Consider the following 10,655-nt stretch of genomic DNA (forward strand, 5'->3'; position numbering starts at 1 on the left):
CATGAAAAAAGCCCGGTTCACACCGGGCTTTTTTGTCTGCACCGCTGCGGCGTTTCAGCCGCGGCGCCGGTACAGCGGCAGCGGTTCGTCGGCGGCCGGCTGGTAGCGGACCGTGAAGTCGTCGAAGGCGGTCAGGGCTTCGTCGAAGTCCTGATCGGCGCGCAGCGCGAAGGCGTCGAAGCCGGCGCGTGACAGGAAGAACAGCTGGTCGCGCAGCACGTCGCCGACCGCACGCAGCTCGCCCGGATAGGCGAAACGCTCGCGCAGCAGCCGCGCCAGCGTGTAGCCGCGGCCGTCCTTGAACACCGGGAACTCGATCGCGACCAGCGCCCAGTGTCCGAGGTCGGCGGCAAGCTCCGCCGCCGTCGTCGTGCCCGGCACCTGCACGCCGATGGCATCGCCACGGGCGATCAGCGCATCGCGCTCGGCCTGCCAGCGGGCCAGCGTCACCAGCACCGGCGTGCCGGCGGCCGGCAGCGGGGCATCGTCGGCGACGCTCACGAACGGGTCGGTGACGCGCGCGCGGTTCTTGAGGAGGTCAGCCATTGACGGTCTCCGGCTTGCGGGCAGAAGCGGACTTCGCGCCGTAGACGCGCTCCTTGAAGGGTTTGACGCCGATGCGACGCACGGTGGCGAGGAAGGGTTCTTCCGGCTCGCGCTGCTCGACGTAGACGGCGACGAGTTTTTCGACCGTATCGGCGACCGCGTCCTTCGCGACCGACGGGCCGATCACGTCGCCGAGCGAGGCATCGCGCCCGGAGCTGCCGCCGATCGTGATCTGGTACCACTCCTCCCCGCCCTTGTCGACGCCGAGCACGCCGATGGCGCCGACGTGCTGGTGCGCGCAGGAGTTCATGCAGCCGGAGATGTTCAGGCGCAGGTCGCCGAGGTCGTAGAGGTAATCGAGGTCCTCGAAGCGGCTCTGGATGCTCTTGGCCACACCGATCGAACCGGCGTTGGCAAGGCTGCAGAAATCGAGGCCCGGGCAGCAGATGATGTCGGCGATCGTGCCGATGTTCGGCGTCGCCAGCCCGAGCGCATCGAGGGCCTGCCACAGCGCGTGCAGGTCGGCGTTGCGCACGTCGGCAAGGATCAGGTTCTGCGTGTGCGTCGAGCGCAACTGGCCGAAGCTGTAGCGGTCGGCGAGATCGGCAACCGCGTCCATCTGCTCGGCCGTGATGTCGCCGGGCGCCTGACCGAAGGGCTTCAGCGCGACGAACACGTTGCGGTAGCCGGCGACCTTGTGGCCGGCGGTGTTGCGCTTCAGCCAGCGCGCGAAGGCCGGATCGGCATCGCGCAGCCCGGTCCAGGACGCATCTTCCGCAGCACTGGCCTCATACGCCGGCGGCGTGAAGAACGCGCGCACGCGCTCGATCTCGGCCTCGTCGAGCACCAGCCCGGATTCGCGGATCTCGGCCCACTCGGCGTCGACGCGCCTGCGGAACTCGTCGATGCCGAGCGCCTTCACGAGGATTTTGATGCGCGCCTTGGTCAGGTTGTCGCGCCGGCCTTCGAGGTTGTAGACGCGCAGGATGGCTTCGAGGTAGCTCAGCAGGTCGCGCGGCGCGACGAACTCGCGGATCACCTGGCCGATGATCGGCGTGCGCCCGAGGCCGCCGCCGACCAGCACCTGGAAGCCGGTTTCGCCGGCGTCGTTCCTCGTCAGGTACAGGCCGATGTCATGGACCTGGGTCGCGGCGCGATCGGCGGCCGTGGCGCTGACCGCGATCTTGAACTTGCGCGGCAGGTAGGAGAATTCCGGGTGCAGCGTCGACCACTGGCGGATGATCTCGCACCAGAGCCGCGGGTCTTCGAGTTCGTCCTCGGCGACACCGGCGAGGTGGTCGGTGGTGACGTTGCGGATGCAGTTGCCGCTGGTCTGGATCGCGTGCATCTGCACCGAGGCGAGCGCGGCGAGGATCTCCGGCACATCTTCGAGCTTCGGCCAGTTGAACTGGATGTTCTGGCGGGTCGTGAAGTGACCGTAGCCGCGATCCCAGGTGCGGGCGATGTGCGCGAGCATGCGCATCTGCTTCGACGACAGCAGACCGTACGGCACCGCGATGCGCAGCATATAGGCGTGCGTCTGCAGGTACAGGCCGTTCATCAGACGCAGCGGCCGGAACTCGTCGTCGCTGAGCTGGCCGGCGAGATAGCGCCGGACCTGCCCGCGAAACTGCGCGACACGCTCGTCAACGAGCCGCTGGTCGTGGGAATCGTACTGGTACATGGGGGCGATCACCTGTCGAAAGCGAGCGCCGGACGGCTTGTCCGGCGATCAGGCGCGCGACGGTAACAGCGTCCCATATATTCTTGAAGCATTATTTTTTGATACTTAAATTCCTGATTGAAATAAGTAACCGGAATATCCCGCCCGTCGCCTCCGGCATCCGCCGCGCGCTGCCGGCCACCCGGGCCGCGCATCAGCCGCGGGCGATGCCGAGCAGGGCCTGGAACAGCTCGTCGGCGGTCTTCATGACCTGCGCCGATGCCGCGTAGGCCTGCTGGAAGCGCATCAGGTCGGCGGCTTCCTCGTCGAGATTGACGCCGGAAGCCGATTCACGCGCCTGCTTCGCCTGATTCAGCAGCGCCGTCTGCGCCGTCACCGCGGTGCTGATGCGCTGCGACTGCGTGCCGATGTCGCCGATGACGCCGGCGTAGAAGCCCTTGAGGTCGGCCGTGCTGCCGATCAGCACGCGCTTCGTGGCCAGCCCGGCCAGCGCCAGCATGTTGCGGTTGTCGCCGGAGCCGGCCGTGTTCGGACCGACCGTGAACACATCACCGTTCTGCGGCTGGCCGGAGACGCGCACCTCCCAGCCGTTGACGCCGATCGTGGCGCCGGCACTCGCGCTGTACGCGCTGGCGCTCTGCAGCGTCACCGGATTGTTCGGATCGCTGACATCGACGAGGTCGTACGTGGTCTCGCTGGTGAAGCGGATCTCGACCGGTTTCAGCACATCGCTCGCGGTCGTCGGCAAGGTGTTCACGGTGCCGGCGCTGATGCTGCCGGTGCCGATGTTGGCGCGCGCCGCGGCGGTCGCGATCGGCGCGGCAGCGGCGATCTGGTCGGTGCCGATCAGGGCGACCTCGATCTGGGAAGCGGCGAGCCGTGTCGGCTGGATCAGATAACGATCGCCGTTGGCCGGCGTGCCGGACGGGATGTCGATGTCGAGCCCGTCGCCGGTCAGGCCCGGGCCGCTGCCGGTGGCGATGACCTGGCTGTCGCTGAGGCGCAGCAGCGAATAATTGCCGTTGGCGTAGCGCAGTTCGTAGTCCGAACGCTGCAGGTCCGGGACCCTGGCGATCGTGACGCTGACCTGCGCATCGCCGTCGTTGCTGTCATGGGCGAACACGCGCGCCGCCGAGGTCGTGAACATCGCCTCGCCGAGCCGGCCCTGCAGGTCGAGTCCCCTGGTCTGCTGGCTGTTGACGGCATCGGCGATGCCGGCGGCGAACAGGCCGACATCGCCCTGCACGCGGCTCAGCATGCCGTCGCGAAACGCCACGTAGCCGCCGATCTTGCCGCCGGTCAGGTAGGGCGCGAGGTCGGTGCCCTGCCTCTGGCCGGCGTAGCGCACCGCGAGATCCTCGCCGGTATAGGCATCGGGCCCGACCTCCAGCTTCTGCACGTCGAAACCCGTGACCAGCGCCTGACCGGAACCGACATAGACGTTGGCCGTGCCATTGCCGGCGATCACCGCCTGCACGCCGACCTGCTCGGAGAGCTTCTGCAGCAGCCGGTCGCGCTCATCGAACAGATCGTTCGGCGGCGCCGAACTGCCGCCGGTGCCGCTGGCGATGCCGATCTCCTTGTTGACCTTCGCGAGCGCGCCGGCATAGTCGTTGATCTGGTCGACCGCATCGCGGATGCCCTGATTGACGTTGGTGCGCAGCGTCCCGAGCTGCGAGTCGATCTCGTGGAAGCGGTCGGTCAGCGACTGCGCCTGCGCGAGCAGGGTCTGGCGCGGCGCGGTCGCAGCCGGGGCCTCGGCGACCGCCTGCATCGCGTCGTACACACCCTGCAGCAGCGGCGCGAGGCTCGCCTGACCATCGGACAGCAGGCTGTCGACCTGCTCGGTCAGGCCCTGCTGCACGTCGAGCTGGCTCTGCGTCGCGGTGTGCGAGCGCACCTGCTGGGTCAGAAACTTGTCGAAGCTGCGCGAGATGGTCGCGACGTTGACGCCGGTGCCGATGAAGCCTTCCCCGACGTACTGCGGCAGCCGGGTTTCCAGCGTGGCGCGCTGGCGGCTGTAGCCCTCGGTGTTGACGTTGGCGATGTTGTGGCCGGCGGTCGACAGCGCGAGCTGCGCGGCACGCAGGCTGGACAGGCCGGTATTCAGCAGATCGGCCATGGCGGCCCTCCTCTCGCGTCAGCCCGGACCCGGCACCGCGGTGCCGGCGGACAGGTTCACACCCGTGTTGATGCCCGTGTTCACACCCATGCCGCGCAGCGCCTCGTTCAGCGCGTCGCCGCCGAGGATGCGCTTGATCTTGGCGGCGTAGCCCGGATCGGTGGCGTATCCGGCCTTGTGCAGTTCGTGCAGGTAGGCGCTGTTGTCGGCGGCACTGGCGAGGGCCTGCCGGTAGCGCGGGTTGTCCTGGATGAAGCGTGCGTAGTCCGCGAAGCTCTCGCCCCACGAGCCATAGGCGCGGAAGCCCGCGACCTCGCGCACCGACCTGCCGCCGACGAACTCGGTCGTGGCGTTTTCGACGCGCGCGCCCTGCCAGCGGCGATCGGCCTTGATGCCGAACAGGTTGAAGCTCGGCGTGCCGTCGGCGCGCGTCGGCATCGAGCGGCCCCAGGCCGATTCCAGCGCCGCCTGCGCGACCAGCACCTCGGGCGCGACGCCGAGCTGGCGCGCCGCGGCCTGCGCGTGCGGCCAGACCTCGCGCACGAAGGCCTCCGGCGTGCCGGGCTTGTAGGCGGCGCTCGCCACCGGCGCCGTCGTCGCTTCGAGCCTGCCGTCGTCGCGCACACGCTCGACGCGGCGCAGCACCTCCAGCGCATTGGCATCGAGCTTCGGCGCCGGTCCGGCGGCCGGGATCGCCGGCCCGGCCTGACGGCCGCTCGCGGCATCCGGCGCGATCTGCTTCAGCAGCAGTTGCGCGATGCCGAAGTCGCCGCGCTGCGACAGGCTTTCGGCCAGCTTCTGGTCATGGAAGTCGCGCATCGTGCGGCTGGCGTCGCTGTCGACCAGCGAATCGCCGGGGCTCGCGGCCCGCATGGTCTTCAGCATCTGCTGGATGAACAGCGCCTCGAACTGGCGGGCAACCTCGCGCTGGGCTTCCGGCGTCTGCTGCGCGCTCTGCGTGCGCAGCCGCGCCAGTCCGGCGAAATCCCCGAGCGCGGTCGGCACCGGCGGCGGAGTGCCGGCGGCGGAGCTGAGCGCATTCGTCGACATGGCTGCGGCCTCCGCTTACGGCTTGATCAGGGCCTGCATGCCGCCGAAGCGCCGCGTCCACGGCTTCAGGCCGGACTGCACGTTCTTCAGCACCCGCTCGGCGGCCGAGGATTCCTGCACCGACGCAAAGCTGCCGGCGATCAGGTAGTACCAGGGCTGGCCGTCGCGGAGCGACGGGATGTAGGCGACCGGCACGTCGGCGAAGTCGTGGCTGCGCACGTATTCGCGCAGCACCTCGAGCGAACTGCCCGCCATCAGCTGCAGCGTGCGGTTGTTCACCGGCTGGGCCCGCACCCAGTCAGGGCCGAGCAGTTCCTGGCGCTCGGGCTCCGTCCCGGCCGGCGCCGGCGCAGGGGCCTTGTCCCCGGCCGGATGCGCGACCGGCGTCACGGCGATGCGCGCCGGAGCCTGCGCTGCGGCAACCGCGTACGGCGCCACCGGCACATAGGGTGGCGGCACGTACAGCACGCTCGCCGCCGGCCGCGTCACCGGACTGACGGCCGGCGGCGTCGGCGACACCGGCGACACGGCCGGCGGTGCGGCATCCGCCGTATCCGCCGGGGCAGGTGCCGGCTTCGGCGCCACCGCCTCCACCCGGGCGACCGGCGCTTCGGGTGCGCTCGCCGCCTGCACCGGCCCTGCATCCGGGCCCGGAGCCGGAGCCTGGGCCGGTGCGGCAGTCACCGGTTTGCCGGCGCCCGGCTCCACGCTTGCCGCCGGCACCGGGCGTTCGCCGGCCGGCACTTCCGGCGTCGCTGCACGGCTGATAACCGGAGCGGGCGGCGCAGCCGCTTCGGCGGCCGGTGCCTTCGCGAGCACCGGCACCGATGAAGACGTGGAGGCGAACAGCGGCGCTGCCGTGCGCGGCGCCGCCGTCGTGGCGACCGGGGCGCTGGCGGCCGGCTCGGGTTTCGCGAGCTGCGCGAGCACCCAGACGCCGCCGGCCTGCACGCCGAGCACGACCGGCGCGGCGATCAGCAGCGGCAGCGCGGCGCGCAGCAGCCGGGGAGCGGGGACGGACGGCAGGGAGACGGGGGCGGAAGCAGTCAGCGTGGCCATGGTTCAGATCACCAGCAGTTCGGCGCGCAGCGCACCGGCGGCCTTCAGGGCTTCGAGGATCGCGACCAGATCCGACGGCGAGGCACCGATCTGGTTGACGGCCTTGACGATGTCTTCGAGCTTCACGCCGGGCTTGAACAGGAACATCGGCCGTTTCTCTTCCTTCACGTCGATGTTCTGGCGCGGCACGACGACGGTGCTGCCGCCGCTGAGCGGCGACGGCTGGCTGACCGTCGTGTCATCGGTGATGGTCACGGTCAGGCTGCCGTGCGTGATCGCGGCCGGGAACACGCGCACGTTGCTGCCGACGACGACGGTGCCGGTGCGCGAGTTGACGATGACCTTCGCCGCCGTCTCGGCCGGCTCGACCTCGATGTTCTCGATGCTGGCAAGGAAGGCGACGCGGTAACGCGGATCGGCCGGTGCATCGACCGTGATCGTCGTCGCATCCATCGGCGCGGCGACCTGGCTGTGCAGCTTGCGGTTGATGGCGTCGGCGACGCGCTGCGCGGTCGTGAAGTCGCTCTGGCGCAGGTTCAGCATCAGCGGCCCTTCGGCGTGCGTCATGCCGTCCGGCACCGGGCGCTCGACGGTCGCGCCGTTGGCGATGCGCCCGGAGCTCGGCACGTTGACGGTGATGCTGGAACCGGCGCCCTCGACGCCGAGCCCGCCGACGACGACGTTGCCCTGCGCGATCGCGTAGACCTCGCCGTCGGTGCCGCGCAGCGGCGACAGCAGCAGCGAACCGCCGCGCAGGCTCTTGGCGTTGCCGAGCGAGGACACGGTCACGTCGACGGTCTGCCCGGCTTTCGCGAACGGCGGCAGTTCGGCATGCACCGACACCGCGGCGACGTTCTTCAGCTGCAGGCTGATGTTGGCCGGCAGCACGACGCCGAGGCCGGTCAGCATGTTGCGCAGCGACTGCACCGTGAACGGCGTCTGCGAGGTCTGGTCGCCGGTACCGGCCAGACCGACGACCAGGCCGTAGCCGATCAGCTGGTTGCTGCGCACGCCGCCGACGCTCGCCAGATCCTTGACGCGGTCGGCGACCGCGCTGCCGGATACGCCGACGAGGGCGGCGAGCAGCAGCGTACGGAACAGGGTCGGGGCTGGGTTCATGACGGGAATCCTGCGAAACGGCGTGGATGCCGCCGCTTCAAGCAGGATTCAGGCCATAGATCAATACATTGATTTTATTTATTTTTTATGGATGGCGATGAACTTCCGCCGGATTTCCGGCGCCGTGCGGCCGACGCGGGACCGGATGGCGCCGGACGCACGGAGGCTTCAGCCCAGCACCGGAGGCCGTGCCGCCCGCAGCCGCAGCAGCCCGAGCCCGGCCAGCAGCAGCGCCAGGCCACCCGGTGCCGGAATCTCGGCGATGCGGTAGATCGCGCCCCCGAGATCCATCAGGTACAGCTCGCCGTCGACATCCTCCGAGAAGCCGACGATGCCGAGCAGCGGCGCCCCGATCGCCGTCAGCAGGTCCGTCCAGTCGGTGACGCCGCTGCCGTCGAGCGTCCACAGCCGGCCGGCGTTGAAGTCGGCGAAGAAGTAGCGGCCGTAGAGTTCGGCGATCGAGCCGCGATAGACGGTGCCACCGATCACCGAGCGCCCGACCGTGTGGTCGTACTCGTGCACCGGATCGACGGCATCCGGATTCGGCCCGCCGACGCCGCCCGACGGCGTCGCGATCGTGCCCTCGCGCAGCCGCCAGCCGTAGTCCTGACCGCCGATGCCGGCCGGCTGGAAGTCGATCTCCTCGCGCGCGAGCTGGCCGACATCGCCGATCCACAGATCGCCGGTCAGCCGGTCGAAGCCGGCGCGAAACGGATTGCGCAGGCCGTAGGCCCAGATCTCGCTTGGTGCGGCCGCGCCGCCGAGCAGCGGGTTGTCGGTCGGGATCGCGTAATTGCGCTGCGGGTCGGCCGGGAAGGCGTCGCTGTCCACGTCGAGGCGCAGGATCTTGCCGAGCGGGGAGCTCAGGTCCTGAGCGTTGCCGATGCCCGGCGTGTGGCCGGCGTCGTTGTCGTCGGAACCGCCGCCATCGCCGGTCGCGACGTACAGCTGGTTGTCCGGCCCGAAGCCGATCCAGCCGCCGTTGTGGTTGAGCTGCGGCTGGCTGATCGCGATCACTGTCTGCGCCGAGCCCGGATCGACGATGCCGCCGGCGGCCGTGTAGCGCACGACGCGCGTCTGCTGCGAGTTGTCGAGGTAGTTGACGTAGAAGTGCCCGTTGCCGGCGTAGCCCGGATCGAAGGCGATGCCGAGCAGCCCGCCCTCGCCGCCGGTGTTGACCTGGCTGCGGATGTCGAGGAAAGGCGTCGCCTCGACCGCACCGCTCGTGCGCTCGACGCGGCGCACGGTGCCGTCGCGCTCGGCGACATAGAGGTGTGCCGGATCGGCAGCGGTCGCGGCGGCGTACATCGGTGCCGCGACGGCATCGGTCAGCGTCTGCAGCACGATCGTGGCCTGGGCGGGCAAGCTGGAACAAAGCAGCAGGCCGGCGGCGGCCGGTGCAAGGCGGTGCGGAGTCATCGGAAGCGTCCTCGGGTCGCGCGGATTCCGGCGGATGCCGGGCATCGCCGGCATCCGCGCTTTCTGTTCCCCCGGCGCCGCGTGCTGGTGCGGCGCAACTCCCGTCGGCAAGTCATCGACCCGGCAACCGGTGTTTCCCGGTGCTTCGGCAGGGCGCCGCGCCCCGGTGCTGCCTGCGACGTCCATGCGGCCGGGTCCGGCCGTGGCCGGACCTGCGGCAAACCTTATGGGGTCATGCCGGGGTCGCAAGCGGCTTACGGGCTTTTAATCGCGACCCACACACCGGCCATGCCGGGGTTTGCGTTTGCCGGCGGCTGCGCTACAAGGTCGCCCTTCCCCGCCGGCGGCTGCCGGCGCTTCACCGGCCAGCGAGACTTCCGCGATGACCCGTTCCGAAACCCTGTTCGCCGAGGCGCAGCAGTACATTCCCGGCGGCGTGAACTCGCCCGTGCGTGCCTTCCGCGGCGTCGGCGGCACGCCGATCTTCTTCAAGCGTGGCGAAGGCGCGTACCTGATCGACGAGGACGACCGGCGCTACATCGACTACGTCGGCTCCTGGGGGCCGATGATCGCCGGCCACGCGCACCCGCAGATCCTCGCCGCCGTCATCGACGCCGCGCAGCACGGGCTGTCGTTCGGGGCGCCGACCGCGATCGAGTCGGTGCTGGCGAGGAAGGTCATCGAGCTGGTGCCGTCGATCGAGCTGGTGCGCATGTGCTCCTCGGGCACCGAGGCGACGATGAGCGCGATCCGCATCGCGCGCGGCTACACCGGACGCGACCGGATCGTGAAGTTCGAGGGCTGCTACCACGGCCATTCGGATTCGCTGCTCGTGAAGGCCGGCTCCGGCATGCTGACGCTCGGCGTGCCGACCTCGCCGGGCGTGCCGGCGGAACTCGCGCAGCACACGCTGACGCTGCCGTTCAACGACCTCGACGCGCTCGCCGCCTGCTTTGCCGAGTACGGCAGCACGATCGCCGGCGTCATCGTCGAGCCGGTCGCCGGCAACATGAACTGCATCCCGCCGGTGCCGGGCTTCCTCGAAGCCCTGCGCACGCACTGCGACGCGGCCGGTGCCGTGCTGATCTTCGATGAGGTCATGACCGGCTTTCGCGTCGCCAGGGGCGGCGCGCAGCAGCACTACGGCATCACGCCGGACATGACCACGCTCGGCAAGGTCATCGGCGGCGGCATGCCGGTCGGGGCCTTCGGCGGCAAGCGCGCGATCATGGAAAAGCTCGCCCCGCTCGGCCCGGTCTATCAGGCCGGCACGCTGTCGGGCAATCCGGTGGCGATGGCCGCGGGCCTCGCGACGCTCGCACTGATCGAGGCGCCGGGCTTCCACGAGCGCCTGAGTGCGCTGTCGGCACGGCTCTGCGCGGGGCTGGAGCAAGCCGCCGGTGCCGCCGGCATCGCGCTGACGACGAACCACGTCGGCGGCATGTTCGGGTTCTTCTTCATCGACAAAAAGGTGTCGAGCTACGCCGAAGCCACGAGCTGCGACGTGGAACGCTTCAAGCGCTTCTTCCACGGCATGCTCGCCGAGGGCGTGTATCTGGCGCCCTCGGCGTTCGAGGCGGGGTTTGTTTCGTCGGCACTGACCGACGCCGACATCGACGCGACGATCGCGGCGGCGGAACGGGTGTTCGGGCGGAT

8 protein-coding genes are annotated in these 10,655 nt (G+C 69.9%); 1 reads left to right on the plus strand and 7 read right to left on the minus strand.

Annotated features, from left to right (window positions below):
* Positions 1-54: 54 nt before the first annotated feature.
* The 7 genes from PKE44_RS07200 to PKE44_RS07230 form a co-directional block, all read right to left on the minus strand.
* Positions 55-546, minus strand: a complete 492-nt coding sequence (locus PKE44_RS07200) for a DUF934 domain-containing protein (protein WP_324549538.1) — start codon at positions 544-546, stop codon at positions 55-57.
* Positions 539-2,230, minus strand: coding sequence for a nitrite/sulfite reductase (locus PKE44_RS07205; RefSeq protein ID WP_324549539.1), 1,692 nt, complete (start codon positions 2,228-2,230; stop codon positions 539-541). Before PKE44_RS07205 ends, PKE44_RS07200 begins: the two co-directional genes overlap by 8 nt.
* Positions 2,231-2,423: 193 nt before the next feature.
* On the minus strand, positions 2,424-4,352 hold the full coding sequence (flgK, locus tag PKE44_RS07210) for a flagellar hook-associated protein FlgK (protein ID WP_324549541.1): 1,929 nt from the start codon (positions 4,350-4,352) through the stop codon (positions 2,424-2,426).
* Between the two features lie 18 nt (positions 4,353-4,370).
* Positions 4,371-5,402 carry a flagellar assembly peptidoglycan hydrolase FlgJ gene (flgJ, locus tag PKE44_RS07215; protein ID WP_324549543.1) on the minus strand — a complete coding sequence of 344 codons (1,032 nt, stop codon included), beginning with the start codon at positions 5,400-5,402 and terminating at the stop codon, positions 4,371-4,373.
* Positions 5,403-5,417: 15 nt separating this feature from the next.
* Positions 5,418-6,461: an SPOR domain-containing protein gene (locus PKE44_RS07220; protein ID WP_324549545.1), complete on the minus strand. Its 1,044-nt coding sequence runs from the start codon at positions 6,459-6,461 to the stop codon at positions 5,418-5,420.
* Between the two features lie 3 nt (positions 6,462-6,464).
* On the minus strand, positions 6,465-7,580 hold the full coding sequence (locus PKE44_RS07225) for a flagellar basal body P-ring protein FlgI (RefSeq protein WP_324549547.1): 1,116 nt from the start codon (positions 7,578-7,580) through the stop codon (positions 6,465-6,467).
* Positions 7,581-7,748: 168 nt separating this feature from the next.
* Positions 7,749-8,999 (minus strand): PQQ-dependent sugar dehydrogenase, encoded by a 1,251-nt coding sequence (locus tag PKE44_RS07230; protein ID WP_324549549.1) that lies wholly within the window; start codon positions 8,997-8,999, stop codon positions 7,749-7,751.
* A 382-nt stretch (positions 9,000-9,381) separates the two neighbouring features.
* On the opposite strand from PKE44_RS07230, the gene hemL reads away from it, so the two are divergent.
* On the plus strand, positions 9,382-10,655 hold a 1,274-nt coding region (hemL, locus tag PKE44_RS07235; RefSeq protein WP_324549551.1), incomplete at its 3' end, for a glutamate-1-semialdehyde 2,1-aminomutase.

It is taken from the genome of Plasticicumulans sp. (assembly GCF_035331805.1).
Classification (GTDB): domain Bacteria; phylum Pseudomonadota; class Gammaproteobacteria; order Competibacterales; family Competibacteraceae; genus Plasticicumulans.

Bases quoted from the DNA above. Each gene is read 5' to 3' on its own strand.
- PKE44_RS07200 (WP_324549538.1), bottom strand. From the start codon at position 546: ATGGCTGACCTCCTCAAGAACCGCGCGCGCGTCACCGACCCGTTCGTG.
- PKE44_RS07205 (WP_324549539.1), bottom strand. From the start codon at position 2,230: ATGTACCAGTACGATTCCCACGACCAGCGGCTCGTTGACGAGCGTGTC.
- flgK (WP_324549541.1), bottom strand. From the start codon at position 4,352: ATGGCCGATCTGCTGAATACCGGCCTGTCCAGCCTGCGTGCCGCGCAG.
- flgJ (WP_324549543.1), bottom strand. From the start codon at position 5,402: ATGTCGACGAATGCGCTCAGCTCCGCCGCCGGCACTCCGCCGCCGGTG.
- PKE44_RS07220 (WP_324549545.1), bottom strand. From the start codon at position 6,461: ATGGCCACGCTGACTGCTTCCGCCCCCGTCTCCCTGCCGTCCGTCCCC.
- PKE44_RS07225 (WP_324549547.1), bottom strand. From the start codon at position 7,580: ATGAACCCAGCCCCGACCCTGTTCCGTACGCTGCTGCTCGCCGCCCTC.
- PKE44_RS07230 (WP_324549549.1), bottom strand. From the start codon at position 8,999: ATGACTCCGCACCGCCTTGCACCGGCCGCCGCCGGCCTGCTGCTTTGT.